The organism is Paenibacillus psychroresistens (genome assembly GCF_009728935.1).
Taxonomy (GTDB): Bacteria; Bacillota; Bacilli; order Paenibacillales; family NBRC-103111; genus Paenibacillus_AC; species Paenibacillus_AC psychroresistens.
The window spans coordinates 1,349,867-1,372,500 of sequence record NZ_CP034235.1 but is presented as its reverse complement, the minus strand read 5'-3'; the positions used below and the strand labels follow the sequence as shown (position 1 = coordinate 1,372,500).

The 22,634-nt window shown below is 42.7% G+C and carries 22 protein-coding genes and 1 riboswitch; of the genes, 5 read left to right on the top strand and 17 right to left on the bottom strand.

Annotation, left to right across the window (positions count from 1 at the left end; genetic code table 11):
- The first annotated feature begins 75 nt into the window (after window positions 1–75).
- Window positions 76–429 (top strand): DUF2614 family zinc ribbon-containing protein, encoded by a 354-nt coding sequence (locus tag EHS13_RS06170; RefSeq protein ID WP_155699519.1) that lies wholly within the window; start codon window positions 76–78, stop codon window positions 427–429.
- Between the two features lie 66 nt (window positions 430–495).
- Here EHS13_RS06170 and EHS13_RS06165 read toward each other — a convergent pair whose 3' ends face one another.
- The 6 genes from EHS13_RS06165 to gatC form a co-directional block, all read right to left on the bottom strand.
- Entirely contained in the window at window positions 496–2,232 is a 1,737-nt protein-coding gene (locus tag EHS13_RS06165) for a glycosyl hydrolase family 18 protein (RefSeq protein ID WP_155699518.1), read from the bottom strand.
- Between the two features lie 11 nt (window positions 2,233–2,243).
- The gene (locus tag EHS13_RS06160) at window positions 2,244–2,678 is read right to left on the bottom strand and encodes a Fur family transcriptional regulator (RefSeq protein ID WP_155699517.1); all 435 of its coding nucleotides are present in this window, start codon (window positions 2,676–2,678) and stop codon (window positions 2,244–2,246) included.
- A 28-nt stretch (window positions 2,679–2,706) separates the two neighbouring features.
- Window positions 2,707–3,399, bottom strand: a complete 693-nt coding sequence (locus EHS13_RS06155) for an MgtC/SapB family protein (protein WP_155699516.1) — start codon at window positions 3,397–3,399, stop codon at window positions 2,707–2,709.
- A 170-nt stretch (window positions 3,400–3,569) separates the two neighbouring features.
- A complete protein-coding gene (gatB, locus tag EHS13_RS06150; RefSeq protein WP_155699515.1) occupies window positions 3,570–5,018 on the bottom strand; it encodes an Asp-tRNA(Asn)/Glu-tRNA(Gln) amidotransferase subunit GatB in 1,449 nt (482 codons plus the stop codon).
- 13 nt (window positions 5,019–5,031) lie between these two features.
- Window positions 5,032–6,483 carry an Asp-tRNA(Asn)/Glu-tRNA(Gln) amidotransferase subunit GatA gene (gatA, locus tag EHS13_RS06145; protein WP_155699514.1) on the bottom strand — a complete coding sequence of 484 codons (1,452 nt, stop codon included), beginning with the start codon at window positions 6,481–6,483 and terminating at the stop codon, window positions 5,032–5,034.
- 21 nt (window positions 6,484–6,504) lie between these two features.
- Window positions 6,505–6,792 carry an Asp-tRNA(Asn)/Glu-tRNA(Gln) amidotransferase subunit GatC gene (gatC, locus tag EHS13_RS06140; RefSeq protein ID WP_155699513.1) on the bottom strand — a complete coding sequence of 96 codons (288 nt, stop codon included), beginning with the start codon at window positions 6,790–6,792 and terminating at the stop codon, window positions 6,505–6,507.
- A 146-nt stretch (window positions 6,793–6,938) separates the two neighbouring features.
- Window positions 6,939–7,101: riboswitch (cyclic di-AMP (ydaO/yuaA leader) on the top strand.
- A gap of 53 nt (window positions 7,102–7,154) precedes the next feature.
- Between gatC and EHS13_RS06135 the strand changes: the two genes are divergently transcribed.
- Window positions 7,155–7,961 (top strand): 3D domain-containing protein, encoded by an 807-nt coding sequence (locus EHS13_RS06135; RefSeq protein WP_155699512.1) that lies wholly within the window; start codon window positions 7,155–7,157, stop codon window positions 7,959–7,961.
- 46 nt (window positions 7,962–8,007) lie between these two features.
- Here the strand turns inward: EHS13_RS06135 and EHS13_RS06130 are convergent, their stop codons facing one another.
- The 10 genes from EHS13_RS06130 to EHS13_RS06085 all read right to left on the bottom strand — a co-directional run bounded on the left by EHS13_RS06130 (window position 8,008) and on the right by EHS13_RS06085 (window position 18,506).
- Window positions 8,008–8,976: a polysaccharide deacetylase family protein gene (locus EHS13_RS06130; protein WP_227013816.1), complete on the bottom strand. Its 969-nt coding sequence runs from the start codon at window positions 8,974–8,976 to the stop codon at window positions 8,008–8,010.
- Between the two features lie 54 nt (window positions 8,977–9,030).
- Window positions 9,031–10,689, bottom strand: coding sequence for a PucR family transcriptional regulator (locus tag EHS13_RS06125; RefSeq protein WP_162462980.1), 1,659 nt, complete (start codon window positions 10,687–10,689; stop codon window positions 9,031–9,033).
- Window positions 10,690–10,779: 90 nt separating this feature from the next.
- Window positions 10,780–11,469, bottom strand: a complete 690-nt coding sequence (locus EHS13_RS06120; RefSeq protein WP_193571572.1) for a cysteine hydrolase family protein — start codon at window positions 11,467–11,469, stop codon at window positions 10,780–10,782.
- Complete coding sequence (locus EHS13_RS06115; protein WP_155699510.1) at window positions 11,447–11,896, bottom strand: cupin domain-containing protein; 450 nt, start codon at window positions 11,894–11,896, stop codon at window positions 11,447–11,449. Before EHS13_RS06115 ends, EHS13_RS06120 begins: the two co-directional genes overlap by 23 nt.
- Before the next feature lie 92 nt (window positions 11,897–11,988).
- On the bottom strand, window positions 11,989–12,666 hold the full coding sequence (gene biuH, locus EHS13_RS06110; protein WP_155699509.1) for a biuret amidohydrolase: 678 nt from the start codon (window positions 12,664–12,666) through the stop codon (window positions 11,989–11,991).
- 3 nt (window positions 12,667–12,669) lie between these two features.
- Window positions 12,670–13,686 carry a formamidase gene (locus EHS13_RS06105; protein WP_155699508.1) on the bottom strand — a complete coding sequence of 339 codons (1,017 nt, stop codon included), beginning with the start codon at window positions 13,684–13,686 and terminating at the stop codon, window positions 12,670–12,672.
- Window positions 13,687–13,780: 94 nt separating this feature from the next.
- On the bottom strand, window positions 13,781–14,944 hold the full coding sequence (locus EHS13_RS06100) for a BMP family ABC transporter substrate-binding protein (protein ID WP_155699507.1): 1,164 nt from the start codon (window positions 14,942–14,944) through the stop codon (window positions 13,781–13,783).
- 66 nt (window positions 14,945–15,010) lie between these two features.
- Window positions 15,011–15,913, bottom strand: a complete 903-nt coding sequence (locus tag EHS13_RS06095) for an ABC transporter permease (protein WP_227013815.1) — start codon at window positions 15,911–15,913, stop codon at window positions 15,011–15,013.
- The gene (locus tag EHS13_RS06090; RefSeq protein WP_227013814.1) at window positions 15,910–16,974 is read right to left on the bottom strand and encodes an ABC transporter permease; all 1,065 of its coding nucleotides are present in this window, start codon (window positions 16,972–16,974) and stop codon (window positions 15,910–15,912) included. The genes EHS13_RS06095 and EHS13_RS06090 overlap by 4 nt, the downstream gene beginning before the upstream one ends.
- A complete protein-coding gene (locus tag EHS13_RS06085) occupies window positions 16,971–18,506 on the bottom strand; it encodes an ABC transporter ATP-binding protein (RefSeq protein WP_155699505.1) in 1,536 nt (511 codons plus the stop codon). Before EHS13_RS06085 ends, EHS13_RS06090 begins: the two co-directional genes overlap by 4 nt.
- A gap of 206 nt (window positions 18,507–18,712) precedes the next feature.
- Between EHS13_RS06085 and mobA the strand changes: the two genes are divergently transcribed.
- Entirely contained in the window at window positions 18,713–19,369 is a 657-nt protein-coding gene (gene mobA / locus EHS13_RS06080; protein WP_155699504.1) for a molybdenum cofactor guanylyltransferase, read from the top strand.
- Between the two features lie 21 nt (window positions 19,370–19,390).
- Here mobA and EHS13_RS06075 read toward each other — a convergent pair whose 3' ends face one another.
- Complete coding sequence (locus EHS13_RS06075) at window positions 19,391–20,530, bottom strand: DUF4097 family beta strand repeat-containing protein (protein WP_155699503.1); 1,140 nt, start codon at window positions 20,528–20,530, stop codon at window positions 19,391–19,393.
- A gap of 183 nt (window positions 20,531–20,713) precedes the next feature.
- Between EHS13_RS06075 and EHS13_RS06070 the strand changes: the two genes are divergently transcribed.
- On the top strand, window positions 20,714–21,976 hold the full coding sequence (locus EHS13_RS06070) for a molybdopterin molybdotransferase MoeA (protein ID WP_155699502.1): 1,263 nt from the start codon (window positions 20,714–20,716) through the stop codon (window positions 21,974–21,976).
- Entirely contained in the window at window positions 21,973–22,527 is a 555-nt protein-coding gene (gene mobB, locus EHS13_RS06065) for a molybdopterin-guanine dinucleotide biosynthesis protein B (protein ID WP_155699501.1), read from the top strand. The genes EHS13_RS06070 and mobB overlap by 4 nt, the downstream gene beginning before the upstream one ends.
- Window positions 22,528–22,634: the final 107 nt, after the last annotated feature.

Genomic DNA, 22,634 nt, shown 5'->3' with positions numbered 1-22,634 from the left:
TACACGAAGACTCATTTTCCTGCTAAAGATAGGATCAAAGTCGCATACCCTTAATCTAAGAAAGAAGTTGAAAAAATGCTTTTTAAATCGAGTAAAGTGAATGAATTTCGATTGTGGGGATTAGCTTTAACGATGGGCGGCCTATTAATTATGATCATAGGAATGGCTGGAATTGTTTTTGATTGGGGAGTAATTGGTCAAGTTATCGCAGCAATTTTTCTAGTTTTAGGGCTTATAAGCGTTATGGTTAGCATGGGGATTTATTTCTGGGCGGGAATGTTATCTACAAGTGCAGTCGTCATTGAATGTCCGGAATGCGCAAAACCTACTAAGATGATTGGTAAAACAGATCGTTGCATGTTCTGTAAAACGATTCTTACACTTGACCCCGAGCTTGCTAATACTAATAAACCTGTTGCCAAAGAATAACTAAGCACAAAAAACAGGCTTGCTCCCCAAAAGGGAAGCAAGCCTGTTTTTAATTATCAATCAGATTCAAGGTCGTTTCTCAAGCCCATCTTGGATAACTGTCCAAATATCCGGACTTTCAAATGAACGACTCCATGATGCAACTCCTGCTAAATCAAGCTTCTTCGCTAACTCCACTCTACTGCCTATTGATTGCGCATCTTCAATCCATATTCTAATCGTTTTATTGCCATCTTTATATTCCACATAATTCTGCCCAGTTTCAGCATCGAAGACTGGAGTCAGGTTCTTTTCCTTGATTAGAGTTTGAACTACTTCCATAGAAACAGCCTTCGAAGTAACTTTACCTCCAGATTCTGTCCAAATACGCGTATAAAATGGGATCCCCATTAATATTTTGGATGCCGGTACCTCGTCTTCTTCAATAATCTGCGCAATGCCTTCCTCTACCCAAGGAAGCGAGGAGACAGATCCAGCAATCGGACTTGTCGACCAATGCTCATCATAGGTCATAACCATCATATAATCTACTGAATCCTTAACTGCGCGACGATCCATAAACTTAGAATAGACATCAGAACCATCTTTAACTGTTACATCTATAGAAACAACAAGTCCTTGCTCATGCAGAAACGGGGATAACTCACGCACAAATTGCACAATGTTAGCTTTATCCTTCAATGCTACATTCTCAAAATCAATATTAATTCCATCAATCTGATAGATTTGAGCAAAGCTAACCAGCTGTTTAATCATATTAAAGCGAGTATCATAGGTTGATAGAGCCTCAGTGGTTTGTTTCTGTTCAAAACCATTGCTAAAAAGCGCCCAAACCTGCAAGCCTTGACCATGCGCCCACTGCACAAAATCGGCATCTGCTAGATTCTTTAAATTCCCCTGCCCGTCCATCAAATGAAACCATTGCGGACTAATTACGTTTAATCCAGGCATTGGCGGAAGCTTGCTCGTATCTGGGTTTTTAGAATATACCTGCTGCCAGGTCAGATTAACCTTACCTCCAAGTGGTCGCCAAGGTACGTAGCTATCTTTGACTTTAGATTTAGGCGCTACTTCTATATGATCTAAAATCACTTCTGATTTAGCTACATAACCCATAATGCCATTATCCAGCTGCGCTCTATACCAGCCATTCACTTCTTCCCAAATCATAATGGGTGCATTCTGCTTCAAATCTGCATAGATTGGGGCTTCGGTCGATGGGTCAGAACGCAAGGCATATTGTTTCTCCATATCCTTAGGATCCTGTTTGATTTTGCCCCACTGTGTAACATCACCTTCTTTATGCAAAAAAACAACACCGTTCTCTTCGGATTCAAGTAAATTTATATTGTAATATTCACGCAGCGGTTCAATAGGCAAATAGACAATATCCTTATTCATCTCCACAGGAAAATGCAGTGTAAACGGCTTCTCATTTACGACACCTGTCAACTGGCTCGTTTTTAATCGTACTACTTTATCCTGGGTTGTTAGAATAATAGAGTTACTCTCAGCTTCATAAAGCAATGTAGGATCAATAAGCGATTTAATAATTTCAAAAGGCAGCTTTAGCGATTCTTTCTCCCCGATTGCTGACTGTTTAAGTAGTTCACCTTGATAAAAAATCGGCTTTTGTAAGCCACCAAAATCTCGTTTGATATGGGTTTCATTGGGTTGGTCTTTAAACCATGTTATATATAATGCTGTTCCTGACAGCAGTAAGAGGATTAAGAAAAACGAGAATAGAACCCAACGCCAGCGAAAAGGTCGGGGTTCGGAAGAGGGCATTCTAGCGAATCGCATGGTTCACTCCCTTAATGTATAGTTACGGGCGTACAATTCTTGCAGGTTCCGTACACTTCGAAACGATGTCCTTGAATTTTAAAGCCTGTTTCATCCGCTGCGGATGATTCCACATGATCAAGCGCCGGATAGTTGAAATCAACCAATTTGCCACAATGCGTGCATTTGGCATGGTAATGGTTGGACATGTCGGCATCAAATCGACTTGAGCTATCGCCATAAGCAAGCTCACGGACTAAACCTGAGTCAATAAACACCTTAAGATTATTATAAACGGTAGCCACGCTCATACTTGGAAAGCGGCTCTCTAAGGCTCTGTAAATTTCATCGGCGGTCGGATGCGAAACCGTATCCAGCAAAAACTGTAATACTGCATGTCGTTGCGGAGTCATCCGAACCCCTGTTGTCTTGAGTTTATCCACTGCTTCAGCAAATCTAGAAATCATATACACACACCACCATTCAATACATAATTTATTCGACCGTTACACTTGTAACGTCATTCATATGGCCAATTTGCTCCATAATCGGAACAATAATTGATTTTCTAGGGAATTTCAAAGATAGTGTTACATGAAAAATTGGATCTTTGGAATCTTGTACTTCTTCTTCAATAAGCAGCTTTCTGATATCTACACTCTTACCTTCTAAAAATGTAGAAATACTGCCCAAGGTGCCTGATTTGGTACCTAATTGAATTTTCATTGTATATATACGTTTGGCTCGGAAAAATTTCTTCTCGACCGCATTTAAAACCGTTAAACTAACAATAACCATCACCGTGGCTAGAATAGCAGCAAAGTAGAATCCTGCGCCTACAGCAAGACCAATCCCCGCAACTATGAATAAAGTAGCTGCAGTGGTTAACCCCGAAACCGACATTCCATTACGCATAATAACGCCCGCGCCAAGAAATCCAATGCCTGGCAAAACTTGAGCTGCTAAACGAGCAGGGTCCAACCGGGCAATATCCGAGTTAGCAAAATCAGCAAAGCCATAAATAGAAAGCAGCATAATTAAAGCCGAGCTCAAGCAAACTAAGATATTAGTGCGAAAGCCAGCAGGATGGCTATTGCGCTCCCGCTCCACTCCAATTAATCCACCAAGAAGCAAGGCAAGCAAAAGGCGAATGGTTATATGCAAGGGATCAATGTGCCAAATATCCATGACTGCACCCCCACTGATTATGATTATCATTATTGTAGCACAAAAGTAACCTGTCTACATATAGACTATACTCAAAAAGAGCGTTTCCGTTGCAGATTCTGACAAAGTAAATATTGTCATAGCTCTACAAAACAGGAAACGCTCCATTAATTGATCAGAAAATCATATCATTATTGGCGATTTAAACATTCAAGAATAAGTTTATTAACCAAACCTGGGTTGGCTTTCCCCTTGGTCTCTTTCATAACCTGCCCGACTAGGAAGCCGATAGCCTTTTCTTTGCCTGCTTTAAAATCAGCTACGGATTGCGGGTTGTTGGCAACGATTTTCTCTACTTCCGCCTGAATGGCGCCTTCGTCACTAATTTGCACAAGCCCCTGCTCTTCCACGATGATTTTAGGCAGCTTTCCGGATTCAAGCATAGCTTTAAAAACCGTTTTAGCGATTTTGCTGCTTATCGTTCCTTGCTCAATTAAACCGATCATCTCACCCAAGCCTTGACCCGTAATCTTAACCTGCGGAAGCTCAAGGCTATTAGCGTTCATAAACCCAAGCAAATCCCCCATGATCCAATTGGATACGGCTTTGGCGTCCGAGGTATATTGCAGGCTTTCTTGGAAGAAATCAGCCATATCTTTAGAAGCTGTGATTACTGCAGCATCATAGCTTGGCAAACCAAACTCAGAAGAGTAACGCGCTTTTCTCGCATCCGGTAATTCAGGAATTGAAGCACGAACTCTTGCCTTCCATTCGTCATCTATATACATTCTGACTAAATCAGGATCCGGGAAATAACGATAATCATGCGCTTCTTCTTTACTGCGCATAGAGATGGTTTTACCTTGTGCTTCATCCCAACGCAGGGTTTCTTGAACAACGGTTCCTTCACTGTCCAAAACAGCAGCCTGGCGAATTTCTTCATACTCCAAGCCTTTTTGAACACCACGGAACGAATTCATATTCTTCAGCTCTGTACGAGTTCCGAGCTTTTCTTGCCCCACTGGACGAATACTGACGTTAGCATCACAGCGCAGTGAGCCTTCCTCCATTTTCACATCGGAAACATCGCAGTACTGCATAATCGCTTTAATCTTCTCTAGATAGGCTCTCGCTTCCTCTGGAGAATTCAAATCAGGCTCAGAAACGATTTCAATTAGCGGTGTACCGACACGATTGAAATCAACTAAAGAAGCATAGCCGCCATCGACATGTGTCAGTTTGCCTGCATCTTCTTCCAAGTGGAGTCGGGTAATCCCGATGCGCTTAGTTACTCCGCCTACTTCAATATCAATCCAACCGTGCTCGCCTATAGGTTTATCATATTGTGAGATCTGATAAGCCTTAGGAGAATCCGGATAAAAATAGTTTTTGCGATCAAACTTGCTTTCTGTCGCGATCTGGCAATTCAAAGCCATTGCTGCTTTCATGGCATATTCAACAGCCTGTTTATTGAGCACAGGCAGAACACCAGGATGACCCAAGCAAACGGGACAAGTATGCGTATTAGGCGGAGCGCCAAAGGATGTGGGGCAGCCGCAAAATATTTTGGATTTGGTATGAAGCTCGACATGCACCTCTAGACCGATGACAGTTTCATATTCATTCTTGGTCACAAACATTAGGTTGCTCCTTTCACAGCTTAGGACGCTGTTTATGATGGTCAGTCTGAATTTCAAAAGCATGTGCTGTACGCAGAATGGTCGTTTCATCTAAAGGCTTGCCAATAATCTGCAGCCCAACCGGAAGTCCATCTACAAATCCACAAGGGATACTAATTGCCGGAAGACCAGCTAGATTAACCGGAATCGTGAGAATATCGTTCAAATACATCGTTAACGGATCATCTACCTGCGTACCGATTTTGAAGGCGGTAGTTGGGGCAGTCGGGCCGATAACGACATCAAATTTAGCAAATACCTCATCAAAATCTTGTTTGATTAAAGTACGAACTTTTTGAGCCTTTAAATAGTAGGCATCATAGTAGCCAGAGCTAAGTGCATAAGTGCCCAGCATGATCCGTCTTTTCACTTCTGAACCGAAGCCTTCGCTCCGGGATTTGCGATACATTTCGATCAAGCTATCCGCATTATCGGTTCTCACTCCATAACGCACCCCGTCAAAACGGGCCAAGTTTGAGGATGCTTCTGATGAAGCAAGCAAGTAATAAGCTGCAACTGCATATTCCGTATGTGGCAATGAAACTTCTTCCCACGTTGCGCCTAAGCCTTCTAATACTTTGAGCGCGTTCATCACAAGTTCTTTTACTTGCGGGTCTACACCTTTGCCAATGTATTCTTTAGGTACGGCGATTCGCAAGCCTTTAATGTCACCAGTCAAGCTGGCTAGGTAATCAGGAATATCCACTTTTGCTGAAGTTGAATCTGCTGGATCATGGCCTGCAATAGCTTGAAGGACATAAGCAGAGTCCTCCACATTCTTAGTTAAGGGACCGATTTGGTCTAGGGAAGAGGCAAATGCCACGAGCCCGTAACGTGACACGAGTCCATAAGTAGGCTTTAAGCCAACAATCCCGCAATAAGCCGCTGGCTGACGAATGGAACCGCCCGTATCTGAGCCAAGCGAAAAGTAAACTTCACCAGAGGCAACAGAAACTGCGGACCCACCACTGGATCCACCGGGAACATGTTCTAAATTCCAAGGATTATGCGTTAAATGAAACCCTGAATTCTCATTTGAGCCACCCATAGCGAATTCATCCATATTGAGCTTGCCAATTGTAATTGATTGAGCGCTTTTGAGCTTAGCCATAACAGTAGCATCATAAACTGCTGTGAAGTTGGCTAGGAATTTACTTGCACAGGTAGTAGGCAAGCCCTCTGTGGAGATATTATCTTTAATCCCTGCTGGCAAGCCATATAATAATCCACGCTCTGGATTAGATTGCTCGTCCAGTTTTTTAGCTGCTGCTCTGGCTTGATCTTCATTCAATGAAAGGAAAGCTTTCACTTTGCCCTCAACTTCATGAATTCTCGAGTAGGAATGCTCTACCAAATCAGTTACAGTCAGTTCCTTATTGTGCAGTTTATTATGTACTTCTTGTAATTTAAGATCAAATAAAGACAACTTAAAATCTCCCTTCAAAATCTATTCTAATACTGCCGGCACTTTAAATTGACCTTCTTCTTCCTCTGGTGCATTTAGAAACACTTTTTCAAGCGGTAGCGATGTATGATTTATGTCTTCACGCATCACATTTAACAATGGCATAGCATGGCTCGTAGGTTCAATTCCTTCCGTATCCAAGCCGTTTAATTGCTCTGCATATTTCAAAATGTTATTTAACTGCTCTGTAAAAACTTGTTTTTCCTCGTCACTTAGCTCCAAGCGCGCTAATTTCGCAACATGCTCAACATCTTTTAGTGAGATACTCATCGATTGACACCTCTTTTATCGTCAGCTGTCCCCGAAGTGGATCTGCCGGAATTTTCTCTTCATTATAGACGATTCAACAGAAAAATAAAATATTCGTGCGCGATTTCCATATTTTATGGGTTTCGATTTGTTTGTCTCTATGGTAGCCTTAAGAGATGCCGAAACCTTCTTCCCGAAGGTGCGGGGGATGATTTATTACGGAATGCAGACTTTTGCCTTCCGCTAGGGGTGAATCTTTACTTATAAGATGGGCTGTATCCTCAACCCAAACCCGACAACTAACCTCGTAGGACAAAACCTACTGGTAACAGACAACAAGGTTCAAGTTGCCGTTAACAGTATAAAAGGAGATTTATAAACCTATGGAGCAATCCAATTTCAGAAAATGCGTCATAAGTCTGACCCTCAGCGTTAGTTTGTTAGCGGGGACTGCGCTTGCTACAGCAAAAGCTAATAATTGGTATGCCGTACCTCAGCAACAGAAGCAAGTCGTATTAAAACCTCAAAAACAAGTAGCTTTTGCCAAACAGATGGATAGTAATGTGCAAGCAGACAATCTTCTGACGTTAGTTCAACCTCAAAATGTTGCAGCCAAAACTGTAACGGCTCAACCCGTTCAACCCACAATTCTTAAAGCTACCATTGAAGCAGCCACACAAACAGCAAAAAAAACGATCGAACAGCCTATTCAAGCTAAACGAGAAAAGCCCGTTCAGGCTAAACGAAGCGCACCAGTCCAACCTTTAATGAAAAAAGATGTAGCTGTAAAAAAGCAAGTTTCTAGCCCAACAGATTCTGCCTCAGCTAAAGCACACACCTTGGAAACCTCATCTGGGAAAACTATTAAATATAGCCGACTTATACCCGTTAAGGCTACAGCTTACACAGCATCAGCTGAAGAAAATGGTTTATGGGGGGCGTTTGACTTCCTCGGCAATCCATTAAAACTTGGCACCATAGCCGTGGATCCAGATGTAATCCCTATGGGATCTACTGTTTATGTCACAGGATATAGCTTTAACGGTCTGCCTGCGAATGGAATGATCGCTAAAGCAACTGACCAAGGAAGCAGTGTTCGTGGTAAACGTGTTGATATTTACATTCCCACTTCCAAAGCAGATGCAACCAAGTTTGGCATGCAGGATGTAAAGATTTATATTATGGAATAATAAAATTAGCCGAGATTGAATGAATGAGGTGCAGAAAGAATGCACCTCATTTTGCTACCGGCAAATGAAGCAGCTCGGGTACCGTAACCAATTTAAAACCCTGTTTTTTTAATTGTTCAATCACAATAGGCAAAGCCTTAAGCGTACCCGATAAATCTTGACTATCCCCGCCTGCAGAATGTTGAAGAATAATCGCACCTTTATGTGTGTGTTCCATTATGTTAGCTACAACCTGTGAGTCACTTAATTCCTTCCAATCCAAAGAATCGATATCCCAATTGACAGCAATTAATCCATTTTTAGCAGCCCATTTGAGTTGATTTTCTTGAATAGCCCCATAGGGTGTTCGAATTAACTTAGGCTCATATCCAATTAATTTATCTAAAATCAGCTGTGTTTGCGTAAATTGTTTTTCAAACTGAGCTTCTGTCATTTTTGCTGGATTAGCATGGTCGTAAGAGTGGTTTCCAATAGCATGCCCCTCGTTTACTATACGCCTAATAATAGAAGGGTTAGCTTGTGCACGGATACCTAACACGAAGAAGGTTGCCTTCACATGATATTTCTGCAAAACATCAAGGATCTGTGGTGTATATTTGTTATCTGGACCATCATCAAAAGTTAAAGCAATTTTGCTTTCATGATTGGAGCCGTTGAGACGGAAGAATTGTGGGTATTTAAGTCGAAGCTGGGGTAAGGTTAGCTTTTTTTGCTGTGATTGTTGAGCCGGTATGGAAGGTTCTTTCTTCTTTTTTTGCGTTATTCTTGGTGCGGGAGATGGCTTTGGTTTTAGCACTGGCTTTTTAGCAGGCTTTGGCACTGTGGTTGGCGATACCGAGAATGTCCATTCATCCTGCAGAAACCCTGTAAGACCATTCGAAATTTTATACGGTGTTTGGATTCCTGGCTGTTCGAGCGTTTGCACTTGGTTGGGTGAATGAATGGCCGAATGGTAAGTTTGGCTGCAGCCACTCATGAATAAACATACTAGTAAAACAGCCACTCCAAATTTCATCGTAGACGCCCCTTTTTTTGTACCTCCTTTCTAGTTTGGTTGGTTTGCGAGTTCTTATACACGCATTTGATGAAGTTTTAACGCTAGCTGCAGCTGCAGCTGAATTTCTGGATTTTCCAGATCCATGACCAGAATATCTTTAACGCGCTCAAGCCGATAGATGACGGTATTATAGTGTGTGAATAGTCGTTCTGCTGTTTGTTTCATATTGCGATTAACTTGAAAATACATTTGCAGCGTCTCCACCAGATTAGTGTCATGTTTAGCATCATAATCTAACAGCGGCTGCAGGAATTTTTTCTGAAAATGATTAACCTCCTCACACTCTGGGAGTAAATACAACAACGAATAAACACCTAATTCATCATTTGTTAAAACCGACTGGTCCAGCGCACAAATTATGCTGATTTTATGAATTTGTTTTGCCTCACGATAGCTGGTATTCAGCTCCTCTGGTTTATCCACTCGCTTTCCCAAACATAGACTTACGCGATCATTATGCTGCAGCTTACGTAAGAGATGTACAATCTTACTCGGATTTATTGGGTTTAGGTTTAAGTTGGAGTTATCTTCGTTACAAGGAATGACCAATATGGCCTCCCCTTCAATAATCGCCGTATAAATTTCTTTGCCTTCCAGCTTCACAGCTCTCCTCAGCATTTCCAGAAGCTCATGCAATTCTGCAACGGAGGGCTTAGAATCCGCCATGCGAACAATAGCTGTTGAATAACCTCCTTGGAGCACATTATAGCAACCACAGGCCTCCGCCCTTATTCGCAAATCAGATAAATTGTGAAATCTCCCCAAAAGCCAATCTTGGATAAATTGATCGATATATTGCGATTCCACCTGCCTTTTCGCCTCGATATTCATCATTTCAAGGCCAGCTATGGTTATGGTGCGATCCAGTGTCAAGCAATCAAGAGGGACTACTTCCTGCCGCCACTCCAATAAAATAAGCAAGGAATGCAGACGACGTTTTCCCGGAATATCCGACATATAAATTCGAATTTGTCTACCATCCAGCTTTAAATAGCCACTGCCCATTTCAGGTAAATACCTCAGCTCTTGCCAAGACTCGTCTAATAGATGCTCTTCAAAAAGAATTGCTGTTGCATCAGATGTCACTAATCGATTGGAGGAATCCAATAATACAATGGGATTCCCTAATAATTGCTCCAAACGTTTTAATAAATCCTTCATGCCCCCGCCATCTAACAATACACTGGACATCGCTTGAATCCGTTCCTGTAGAATAGATATTTGCTCCACTTCATGAAAAAGCACACGTTCCATGACGTCACGAACAACATCAGAAAATACAGTTCCAACTGGTAATTCGATAATAGGGAAATTTAATTGATTAGCTATTTCCAGTGCTTGTGATGGGATTTCGTGAATAAATCGTTTTGTTTTAATACCAAGTGCAGAAACACCTTTTTTCACCAACTGAGGGATTAATTCAATAAGCGCTTCCGCATTATCTCTAAAAGGGTAGCCAGTTGTCATTAAGAACTCACCTGGTTTGACCCAATCTATGACATCAGGAACCTCCATAACGTTGATCCGCTCTATGAGGTTATCCAAACCCTTTCCACCTGCGAGCAGCTTGGCATCCTTCAACAACGGAAATAAAAATAAGTCTCGACAGCGTAAAATCGGTGTTTTGATATCTGGAACATCTACTGTTGGTTTATCCTGAATTCGTTTCATAAGGCACCCCCTTTTTAAAACAGCATAGAGCTTGGGCATTTCGGCTTCTTTTAATGAAGCGCGATTAGCACAAGCTCTTTAACATTCGATTTATTGTATAGCCTCTAATAATGCGTTGCAATCGGAAACCCAACCAAATATGGCACCTTGTTGATGGACCATTCTAATGGCCGCTTCGTGATCAGCGAAGTCATATGCAGCTGTAGCATCCTCTAATACCAAGCATTCATACCCTCTATCATTGGCCTCACGCAATGTCGTATGCACACAAACATGTGTCGTAACTCCAGTTAATAGGAGCGATTCAATCCCATGGCTTTTTAACAATTGTTCTAAATTGGTATTATAGAAGGCTCCTTTGCCTGGCTTGTCTATCACCCATTCATTAGCCAAGGGTTTTAGCTCCTTTACTATCTCGTGACCATATTCACCTCGAATGAGAATTCGTCCCATCGGACCCTCATCTCCAATCCCTTTGCCATTGACTTGGCTTCGGGTTAACTTACTTTCTGGACAATCGGATAGATCCGGCAAATGCCCCTCACGAGTATGAATAATCATCATTCCGATTGCGCGACATCCTCCCAGAATACTCTGCACTTTAGGAATAATTGCCTCCGCGGGTGAAACATCATTGCCCAATGCTTCGCCAAACCCACCTTTACAGCAAAAATCATTTTGCATATCAATGACCACAAGCGCGGTGTGGCTCAAATCGCATTGGAAGGGAAACGGCAAGGCGGAAACAAGGATAGTATCAGACACTTGACTTACTTTCACTAATATACCGTTCCTGCGCTGGAACGAGAATGGTTTCAAAAAACCGATTGGTTGGTGTCTCCAGATTTGTTGGGATAAACATGCTGATTTGATAAGTAGGTGCAATATCATCATTAACCACCGAATGCACAGTCCCTTGCGGAACAAGAAAGCTATCCCCTGCTTGATAAGATTTCCACACACCATTACAGAGTAATTTCACTTTACCTTGAGTAATATGAATGATTTCTGCGACATCGTGGTAATGCGGAAGTACGCAACCGCCAACTCCAATTTTTTCCCATAGTACAGAGCTCATCTGGATACCCATGTTATCCGCATCTGCCGCTGTGCAAATCTCTTTATGATACAAATAAGGATGCGCTGGAATCGGGCTCCATTCCAATTGATCACCCTCGTAAACTTTTGTCTCTATTGTTGTGTTCATCTATTTATGTGCCTCCTAAGAGTTTTGTAAAAAACTGACATCGTAAGCATTAACCGAGTTTTTGTCAAAAAACTGACATCGTAAGCATTAACTTAATCCAGTGCAGCCAAGACTTTATCTGACGATGAGACACTGCCAAAAACTCCGCCTTGCATCGTGACCATATGTAAAGCCGCCAAATGGTTGTTATAATCGGTTGCTCCTGTGCAATCCTCAAGAATTAAACATTCATAGCCACGATCATTCGCATCCCTCATAGTGGTATGGACGCATACATCGGTTGTAATGCCTGTTAGAATTAAGTGCGTAATACCTTGAGTACGTAGAATCAAATCCAAATCCGTAGCATAAAAACTGCCCTTCCCAGGTTTATCGATGATAATCTCACCTTCAATTGGGGCCAGCTCCTCAATAATTTGCCATCCTGGCTCATCACGGACAAGTATCCTCCCAGTCGGACCTGGAGAACCAATCTCCGCACCAATCTGTGCACTGCGCCAGCGTTTATTCGCAGGTAAATCAGATAGATCTGGACGATGACCTTCACGAGTATGAATCACCATAAAATCAGGAGTTTCCCTTACTTTCTTAAGCAGCTTTTTAATGGGCTCAATGGCTTTTGCTGTAAGAGACAGGTCATATCCCATCCGATCGACATAGCCGCCTTTTCCACAAAAATCTATTTGCATATCGATGATTATCAACGCCGTTCTACGTGGTACAAATTCTCCATCATAAGGCCAATTGTATGGCTCTGCTTGAATGATCATCCGTTAGTCTCCTTTCCTATCGGTTTCTTCATTTATAAATAAACGATTGGGCTTAGGAAAACCATAGGCGCCGCCATCTTTATGAACGATACCTTCTTCCCATGGTAGGAGATACTTGCCCGCTACCATATCTTTCATAAAGGTATAAGGACAATCATTCGCTCCACCTTTAACGGCTACATATCCGCGATGTCCAAATTGATAAATGTTATTCTCGACACCCCAATTAAGGCGTGCTTCATCAGCTAAATCGGGTCTAACCTCTGATGTGATAATCTCGTCGGGACGACCGCCACCTTCAACTATGGATGTACCATCAAAGTTAACAATCATGCCCTCGCCCATTGAGTCAAAGGTTCCATCACTGCCGCTTAAACAAACCGAAGCTGTAATCATTAAATTGCAAAAGGCATTAGCTTGATTGGTCAATCTCCATGAATGACGGATCGGTGCTGTATATCCCGCTGTGCGAAGCATAACGTTAGCGCCTTTATATGCACATTCCCGCGCCATTTCAGGAAACATTCCATCATGACAAATAACTAAAGCCAATTTGCTCCCGTTTGGACCCTCACATACGGGTATGCCTAGATTGCCGGGCTCCCACGGTTCTACTGGTACCCATGGGTGAAGCTTGCGATAGTGGAGCTTCAGCTTGCCTTTATCATCAATGATCAATCCGGTATTATATGGATTACCCAATGGGTTGAATTCCATTATTGAGAAACAACCCCATATTTTATTATCACTGCATGCTGTTTGAAGAATGGCTACCTCCGGTCCATCGATCCTACACATAATTTCTGGATTCATATCCATAGAAAGTCCGTGCAAGGAATATTCAGGAAATACAACCAGATCCATCGTTGATAAATTTCTTCGTGCTTTTCCTACTAGACGACTAACTTTAATAGTCTGATCTCTAAGATCTGATGGTGTAACAACTTGAGGTAATTGCTGCTGCACCAACCCGATAACGAGCCCCCCAGAGGACTTATTCAAACCGCCGAGTCCATTCACACAACGTTCCCTCCCTTTGGAACACAGTTAGATCAGGGGGAAGATAAGCAACCTCCACCCCTGCCACTCTGTTATTTTTTTTATAGATTACCTATTAATTACCGCTCGGGATAGAACCCGTAACGCCTTCCACTAAGTAATCTGCTCCTTCTAGAACTTCCAATGCTGGCGTTTGGCCGTCTTCCACTTTTATAGTGCCTTTTTGATCCTTGATAGGACCTTTAAATGGACTTAACGTCCCAGCTAATAGCTCAGCTTTCTTAGCTTCAACCAAAGCTTTCACATCATCCGGTACTTTACTGCCGAAGCCCGTTAGCTGCACAACATTGTCTTTCATCATTCCGCGATATTTGCCATCGTACTTACTGCCTGTAAACTTACCTTCAACTGCTGTTTTAACCATATCTACATATAAGTCCGACCAATTCCAAACCGAACCGACAATCCAACCACTTGGAGCAAGCGAGGAACCGTCAGCATGATAGCCTACAGATAAAGCGCCTCTTCTTTCCGCTGTTTCAATGACTGTTTTTGTACAGTCTTGATGTTGAGATAGCACATCCACACCTTGATCAATCAGACTGTTAGCTGCATTGGCTTGCTGACCTGGATTACACCAGCTTCCAGTGAAGACAACTGCAGTCGTTGCAGCCGGATTTACCGATTTAGCACCCAACTCAAAAGCATTCACATTAAGCAATACTTGCGGAATCGGCACAGACACAATATAGCCGAGCTTGCCCGATTTAGACATTTTGCCAGCTGCTATACCTGCTAGATAAACCGGCTCCCAAATGGTTCCGAAATAAGTCCCTAAATTGGCTGCTGTTTTCAAGCCACCTTGATGATAGAACAACACGTCAGGATGACGCTTCGCCACATTCAACGCTGGATCCAAATGACCGTATGAGGTCGGGAAAATAATTTTGGCGCCGTTTTTAATCATCTCTTCCATAACACGTTCCGCATCTGCTGTTTCAGGGACATTCTCAGAGCGAAGCACCTTTAAATCCGGGAATGCCTTTTCAACGCCAACACTTCCTAAATAAGCTGCTTGATTATAACCAAAGTCGTCCTTAGCCCCTACAAAAATGAAACCAACTGCTTTTCCGCCCATACCCGCCACTGTTGCCGCTGCCGTTGATGATCCAGCAGTTGCATCTGTTGTAGTTGCCTTGTCTCCGCATGCCGTCAATGCTACCAAGCTAAATACCAATAACCCCATAACCGCCAATTTCGACCTTTTCACAATTCCCATGCAGATGACCTCCTCTTTTTTGTATGAAGCTTGAAGCTTTTCTCTCTGAATCTCTCCAAACCATCCCTAGCTCGCCCCAGTAAAAACCTTGCTTAAACCTTCGGGCATCCGACTGCGTTGCTTTCTCTCTACAATATACATAGCCACCAATGTGAGTACATAAGGTGTCATAAAGAGCAAGAAGGGTGAAATGTGCACGCCACTTTGTTGGACTACCAGCTGTAATGCTTGGGCACCACCAAACAGATAAGCACCCAGCATTGCACGATACGGCAGCCATGAAGCAAAAATCACAAGCGCCACGGCGATAATACCGCGACCCTGCGCCATATTCTCCACCCAAGTATGCGTGAACGCAGTCGATAGCTGAGCACCGCCAATACCTGCAAGAAAACCACCAGCTAGCACGGCAAGATAACGAATCAATTTCGGATTAACTCCATAAGCAAAAACGACTTCTTCTTTTTCACCTGTCGCCCGTAAAATGACACCCCAACGTGTTTTGAAGAGCAATAACCAGATAAGCGGTACTAAAATAAAAGAGAGATAAGTCAGAATATCATGATTAAAGAAAATGGGACCCAATATCGGAATCTTGGAGAGTCCGGGGATAGCTAGCGGCTCAAAGCCATTAATTTGCTTAGAGACTAGGTCTCTCCCGAAAAAAGCGGTCACCCCAATCCCAAAGAACATAACCGTTAAACCTGAAGCGAGTTGATTGGCATTACGTGCAATGACCAGAAAAGCATGAATGGAAGACATTGCCGCACCGCATAATCCGCCAATTAGAATACCTAACCAAGGATTGCCTGTATATACCGTTGCCGCGAAAGCTCCAAGTGCTCCAGCCAGCATAGAACCTTCGGTCCCGAGATTAATCACACCTGCTCTTTGGGCTATAAGCTCCCCAAGGGATGCATATAATACGGAAGTTCCTGAACGAATCGCACCTGTAAAAATATCTATCATGATTTACTCCTCCTCCCTTTGGCTAAAATGGCGAAGAGGACAAGTGCCATTAGAATATTAACGGAGGAGGATGGCAAACCACTTGTCATTTCCAAGGAGCTGCCGGTGATGCTGATTGCACCAATAATCATCGCTGTTCCCACTAACCATAAAGGGTGGTTCCATGCCATCCACGCTGCTAGGAAACCAAGATAACCATAGGTAGCGCCTGTTTCTGGACGGAGTCTGCCTTCAATTCCCGTAATCACTATCATTCCGGCAATTCCGGCTATCGCACCAGATGCTACCAGTGTCCAAAACTGCGTTCGCCCCACGTTGTAACCAGCTCGCATCGCAGCCAGCGCATTACCGCCAACAACCCTTATCCCAAAACCTAATCTAGTTTTCGCTACGATGAACCAAACGATAGCTGCAATGACGATTGCAATAATAATTCCGATGTGAAGTCGCGATCCGCTAAGTGTAGGCAAGCGAAGCTGACTTGCCAGCTCTGGAGAGAACGGCCAATTGAATGAGGCAGGATCCTTGAGTGCACCATGAACGAAAAGACCGACCGTAAATAAAGCAACATAATTGAGCAGCAAGGTAGTAATGGTTTCATTCATATTGCCTTTCACCTTGAGGAAAGCAGCAATAGCTGCCCATAACCCCCCACCTATTGCTCCTGCAACCATCATCAAAGGTATGCCGATAATTCCCGGAAGATCATGTAAGTAGAACACACCAGCCCATGTCGAGAACAAAGCGCCAATCGCAAGCTGGCCTTCACCGCCTACGTTGATTAAACCGGCTTTTGCTGGTAAAGCCGTTGCGAGTGCTGTAAGAATAAACGGAGTAGCTTTGATCAGCAGTTCGCCAAATCCATAAAAATCACCAAATACCGAATGTATCATTGTTTTATAAAGCTCTATAGGATTTGCGCCTACGATGATTAGGAAAATAGCAAAGATCACTAAGGGTGTTACTATCACTATCCCCCAGCCTAAACTAGGTCGAACGGAGCTTAATAATTTTGCAGCTGATGAAGGAGATTTAGCAATCGTTAATATCGCTTCTTTCACGCCGTTTCCCCCTTCAGCATGACATGACCAATGGCAAATGGGTCGGTTTCCAGTGGATTATAGGGTCCAAATAGCTGTTGATTAGCGAGTACGATTATTCGGTCTGATAAATCAAAGATTTCAGACAAATCCTCAGAAATGAGTAGAATAGCCGAACCTTTCTTTGCCAATGCGACCAACATATTTTGAATAGCTCGTGTTGTGCCAATATCTAAACCGCGGCTTGGGTAGCTCACCAAGAGAATACGCGGACTTTGCAACAGCGCTCTAGACAATACCATGCGCTGCACATTCCCTCCCGAAAGCTTATCCGCCCTCCTGCTGGATTCCGCCAATCCTAAGGTTTTCACTTCTTCGTAATCATTCAGCTGTTTATGGACCTTGAGCCAATCAATGCCTAACCCTTTTGGGGTCATAGGCAGACCCGCGAGCACCATATGATGCAGAATTGAAAATTCAGGGATAATCGATTCTTTTAAGGGATCTTCTGAAACATAAGCCATACCTGCTTCAATGAAGGTTCGCGGAGGAGCACTCGTTAAATCGCGTTCATTCAAAAGGAGCTTACCTTCCTCCGGTATTCTTAATCCAAAGAAGGCTTCAACTAGCTCACGCTGTCCATTTCCTGATATTCCAGCTACGCCTACAATCTCGCCTTCACGCAGCTTAAGATTAAGATTTCGCAATACCACTTGACCACGGTCATCACGAAGCGTTATATTCTCAGCATGCAGAGCAACGGGTCTAATTTCACTATACGCTTGTTTTTGAGGTGGTTTGGGAAGCTCCTTACTGCCCATCATTTTGGAAATGAGTTCGTCGCCAGTAAACCCTTCCTCAGTTGTTGACGTATAGGTTACTTTACCTAACCTCAAAACAGTTACCCGATCAGCACAAGCCATGACCTCATTAATTTTGTGAGTGATGAAAAGAATGCCATATCCATCCGCACGCAGCATACCCAGCATGTTCAGAAAAGCTTCTACTTCATGCGGGGTCAGAACACTAGTTGGTTCATCGAATATGACAATACGAGTTGTTTCAATAATTAATACCTTGAGGATCTCCACACGCTGCCGTTGCCCTAAATCAAGCTGCCAAATGTATGCATCGGGGTCTACTGCAATCCTGTAACGTGCTGATACCTCGTTAATTTTCTTACGCAGCTCCTTGCTGTTTAACAGAAAACCTTTGTTTAATACAGCGAGTGAAATGTTCTCCAAAACAGATAGTGCTGTAACTAGTCGAAAATCCTGAAATACCATGCTTACACCGTGCGCTCTTGCTAGAGAAGGTGGATGAAGAGACACTGGCTGATCATCCATCCAGATAGTACCGCCGTCTATCGCATGTACACCATACAGCATTTTCATTAATGTACTTTTTCCAGCTCCGTTCTCACCTAGGATTGCATGAATCTCTCCAGCTGCAACAATTAGATCTACTTGATCATTTGCCGTAAAATCACCGAATCGTTTAGTTATGCCTTTGGCTTCCAACAAAACCTTGTTTTGCGATTGCTCCATATCCATTCCCCTTTCTCCACACTCATTAGATTATATGTGATGTTTTATTACATATTAGCTTTATAAGTAAGATTATATAACATATAAATACCGTTGTCTTTGGTGTTTTGAGCTAATAATAATGAAATATGTTTGTTAATTACTAATAAAAGAATGAGAAACACGTTTTTATATGTTAGTTTATTTAACACAATAATGAAGGGGTGTATTTAATGAGGTTACTTGGTCAGGATAGTAGAGGGATAGTATTGTTAGCAGGAGGGGCCAGCCGCCGAATGGGACAAGATAAATGGATGCTGGATGCTGGAGAAATGACGGTAATGGAGCGTATTATTTCTGTTTTGTACCCTTTAGGGGGTGAGCTTTGGATTATTGCAGCAACTTCGGACGATCTGAAGAAGCCAGATAAATTTCCCGACTTATCGCAACGGTTTCCCAACATTCACAAGACGCATGACACATCACATGACATCGGGCCACTTGCTGGTATCGCTGCTGGTTTAGCCAATTGTACTCAAGCTTATATATTGGTATCCGCTTCGGATATGCCCTTCCCATCTATTGCGGTTGCTGAAGGTCTATTCGATTTATGTATGACTGCAAATGCTCAAGCTGCTATTCCACAATTTGAGGGGAGACACCATCCCCTATTCGCTGTATATCGTCAAGATTGCTTAAGCAGTTTGATGGCTTATATCGCGAATGATGGACGAAGAGTTATGGAATGGGTGCAAAGCCTGGACATCGCAATTCTTCCAGAAGAACAAATAAAACAGCTCGATCCACAAGGGACCGCGCTGTTTAACATGAATAATCGTGATGATTATGAATTGGCTTTGAAGCATATACAGGAAAAGGATCATTTATAACACTGAATGTAAAAGTATAGCTTATGGCGCAAGCGGGGCAAGTGGCGCAAGTGGCGCTATCGGCTTTAAGCTAGTTTCATCTGCATAATCTACATTAATGCTTCCATTGGAGCTTTTAAGTGTAATTTCATGAGTTCCCGCGTTAAGCTTGCTCGATCGATGCGTTTTTTCACCATCTTGCCAATCCATATCTCCACCTACGCTGCCGTTTGAGGTATCCGCTTTAATTTCTGCATCCGCATTCTCAGGGATCGCCAAAGTTATTCTGCCATTTGAAGTGATACATTCCCAATCACCACTAATGATCGATGAACCTTTAATCGAACCATTGGAGGTATTGGCCTTAACTGATCCTGAAATCTGATTTAAAGTTAGAGATCCATTATTCGTCTCAATTTCTAACGAACCTTTAACATCCGTAAACGTTGCAGAGCCGTTAGATGTATCCGCTTTGACATTCCCTTGCATATTAAGCACCGTAATGGTGCCATTGGAGGTTTTAATCTCCGCATCTCCATTCATATCCTTTATATTAACACTGCCGTTTGATGTTTTAATTTTCGTAAGTAAGGATTGCGGAATTTCGACAGTTACGTGAGGTGATTTTTGGGTCCAATCAAAGATGCTAAACAGATTCCACTTCGGTCCTGCCTGCTCAAGAATAAGCTTTAAAGTATCGCCATCTTGTTCCACTTTCCATTGCGATTTAATATTCTCGTTCGCTTGCTCCTGAGATTTAGCATTAACTAGTAATTCCCCTGCGTAAGAGATTACATTTTCTGTTGTTCCCACAACTTCGACTTTCCCATTAGGAATGCTAATTTCCACATTTTTGATTCCATTTTCTAAAGGGGCATTCCCTTCAATAACACTCAAAAATCTAGGCTGCCAATCAAAATTACTTGGAAAAACCATATGCGTTGAGCTTGTGATGAATACTCCGAAAAGTATAATAATACTCCAAGAGCTGAAGCCTTGCCGCTTTTCACTGCTTCGGAAGTAACTCCAAATGACCTCAATTCCAAAAAGAATGATATAGATCGGTCCTGCATATTGAAAGAATTCATTAGTGATCAAACCGCTATAATTCAATAGTAGCAATACTCCGATTCCAATTAAGCCGATTGATAAGGTGCCTGAACCTATTTTCCAGGTTTTCATATGTTTAACTCCCTCTATCCTTTAGATTACCTTTATAATAACAGGTTTTCATCCAAGCAACTTCCGTCGTAAGATCGGATTTCTTCTCCGCCTGAGGACTGACACTCGAAGAAGCTTCCGTTAGATGTTATAGTATTAGAGTGCTATTAAATCCAATTCGTTGCTTATAGGAGGCGTAGATCCATGAATACATATCCACTCCACATTGATGAGGCCCAACAAAAAGTTATTTCATCCCTTTCACATACAACACAAATCATACGCGTGCCTTTACAAGAGAGCGCAGGTTATATTCTCGGAGAGGCCATTCAAGCGGATACCGATGTTCCACTATTCGACCGCTCGATGATGGATGGCTTTGCAGTTCGCAGTGAAGATACGGTAGGTGCAAGCTTTGAACAACCGATTAGTTTTCGGGTTATTGAAGAAATTCCAGCGGGAGCGACTCCACTTAAACAATTAAAGCAGGGGGAAGCAGCTAGAATTATGACTGGGGCAATGCTTCCACTAGGTGCCGATGCAGTCTGCAGATTCGAGGCAACTAAGGATGCTTTCCAAACAGGCGTAATCGAAATGAAGCTGTTAGCTGCGCTAGAGTTTAACGAGAATGTAGCTCGACAAGGTGAGGATATTCGAAAAGGCAGCCAAGTACTCACACCAGGAATGCGAATTGGGGCAGCAGAAATCGCTGTTTTAGCGACTTTTGGGATTAGCGAAGTGCCTGTCTACCGCAAGCCAGTGGTTGCCATTCTCTCAAGCGGCAGTGAGTTAATTGAAGTAAGTGAGCCCATTCAACCTGGGAAAATTCGCAATTCAAACAGCTTAATGGTTGCCGAGCTTATTCGTCAAGCTGGCGGTCAGCCCTTGCTGCTGAAATCGACATCAGACGATATTGATTTACTTACCAACGAAATTAAATTAGTAATCGATCAAATTGATATGCTGGTAACGACAGGTGGAGTATCCGTAGGTGATTTCGACGTAATCCCTGATGTATATGCTAATCTGGAAGCTGAAACTATATTCTGGAAAATTCTAATCAAGCCTGGAAGTCCCTTTCGTTATGCCATGCGGGGCAAAATCCCCTTCTTCGGAATCTCCGGCAATCCAGCAGCAAGCTTTGTTAATTCGCAGCTTTTTGTTCTGCCAGCATTGCGTAAGCTCAGTGGGCAAAGTGTTGCAAATTTGCTGCCGCCAATGAGTCAAGCTAAGCTTGCTACTGCCCAACCCTTAATGCTAAGTGCCGTTAAACAAACGCGGTTCTTGCGCGCTACTGCCTATTTGCAAGAGGGGATATTGAATGTCACTACTGCTGAAGGGCAATCTTCGGGGATGATTGGAAGCTTAGTTCATGCCAATTGTTTAATCCGTCTGGATGGCGGGGTCATTGCTAATGTAGGCGAAACATTGCCTGTTCTGTTGTTTGGCGAGGTGCATGTTCGATGACAGATTCGAATGTTATCAGGACGACGCCTCCCCATCTCGGCTTCGTTGGGTTTAGTGGTTCAGGCAAAACTACCTTGGTTAGCCAAATTGTGATGCAATTGAAACGCAAAGAGTATCGTGTCGGCGTACTCAAGCATGATGCTCATGATTTTCAAATGGACGTGGAGGGTAAGGATACATTCAAATATAGCGAAGCTGGAGCAGATTTAATTACCATCTCATCTGCTGCCAAGCTCAATATATTAGAGAAGCATCCAAAACCTCTGGAGCTTAAGGAAATTCTACAGCGTATGAGCGGGGTTGACTTGATTCTAATTGAAGGATATAAACAAGCTGATGTCCCAAAAATACTTGTTGCACGCACCTTGGAGCAGCTCGCCTTGTACAGTCAGTTAAATCGTGTTGTTGCAATTGCCTCCACGTTTAGTAAGGATGATCCTGAGCTAACTAACTTACTTAATCAACCAAGCTTAATCTCTGTGCTGGATTTAAACGACGTTTCTTTAATAGCTGCTTATGTTGAAGATTGGCTGTTGAATCAGCTTAAATGAATTTTACTTATTACAAAGGCTTTATCTTTAGATTTTCTAAAGATAAAGTTTTTTTTATTTATATTGCAAAATCTTATGTGATAATTTATAGTGTTCATATCATACAT

Coding starts and splice junctions, on each gene's coding strand:
- gatC (WP_155699513.1), bottom strand. CDS start 6,792: ATGAGTATCTCACTAAAAGATGTTGAGCATGTTGCGAAATTAGCGCGC.
- EHS13_RS06095 (WP_227013815.1), bottom strand. CDS start 15,913: ATGATAGATATTTTTACAGGTGCGATTCGTTCAGGAACTTCCGTATTA.
- mobB (WP_155699501.1), top strand. CDS start 21,973: ATGACAGATTCGAATGTTATCAGGACGACGCCTCCCCATCTCGGCTTC.
- EHS13_RS06160 (WP_155699517.1), bottom strand. CDS start 2,678: ATGATTTCTAGATTTGCTGAAGCAGTGGATAAACTCAAGACAACAGGG.
- EHS13_RS06170 (WP_155699519.1), top strand. CDS start 76: ATGCTTTTTAAATCGAGTAAAGTGAATGAATTTCGATTGTGGGGATTA.
- EHS13_RS06165 (WP_155699518.1), bottom strand. CDS start 2,232: ATGCGATTCGCTAGAATGCCCTCTTCCGAACCCCGACCTTTTCGCTGG.
- mobA (WP_155699504.1), top strand. CDS start 18,713: ATGAGGTTACTTGGTCAGGATAGTAGAGGGATAGTATTGTTAGCAGGA.
- EHS13_RS06115 (WP_155699510.1), bottom strand. CDS start 11,896: ATGAACACAACAATAGAGACAAAAGTTTACGAGGGTGATCAATTGGAA.
- EHS13_RS06130 (WP_227013816.1), bottom strand. CDS start 8,976: ATGAAATTTGGAGTGGCTGTTTTACTAGTATGTTTATTCATGAGTGGC.
- EHS13_RS06085 (WP_155699505.1), bottom strand. CDS start 18,506: ATGGATATGGAGCAATCGCAAAACAAGGTTTTGTTGGAAGCCAAAGGC.
- EHS13_RS06070 (WP_155699502.1), top strand. CDS start 20,714: ATGAATACATATCCACTCCACATTGATGAGGCCCAACAAAAAGTTATT.
- EHS13_RS06075 (WP_155699503.1), bottom strand. CDS start 20,530: ATGAAAACCTGGAAAATAGGTTCAGGCACCTTATCAATCGGCTTAATT.
- EHS13_RS06155 (WP_155699516.1), bottom strand. CDS start 3,399: ATGGATATTTGGCACATTGATCCCTTGCATATAACCATTCGCCTTTTG.
- EHS13_RS06125 (WP_162462980.1), bottom strand. CDS start 10,689: ATGAAACGAATTCAGGATAAACCAACAGTAGATGTTCCAGATATCAAA.
- EHS13_RS06135 (WP_155699512.1), top strand. CDS start 7,155: ATGGAGCAATCCAATTTCAGAAAATGCGTCATAAGTCTGACCCTCAGC.
- gatB (WP_155699515.1), bottom strand. CDS start 5,018: ATGTTTGTGACCAAGAATGAATATGAAACTGTCATCGGTCTAGAGGTG.
- EHS13_RS06100 (WP_155699507.1), bottom strand. CDS start 14,944: ATGGGAATTGTGAAAAGGTCGAAATTGGCGGTTATGGGGTTATTGGTA.
- biuH (WP_155699509.1), bottom strand. CDS start 12,666: ATGATCATTCAAGCAGAGCCATACAATTGGCCTTATGATGGAGAATTT.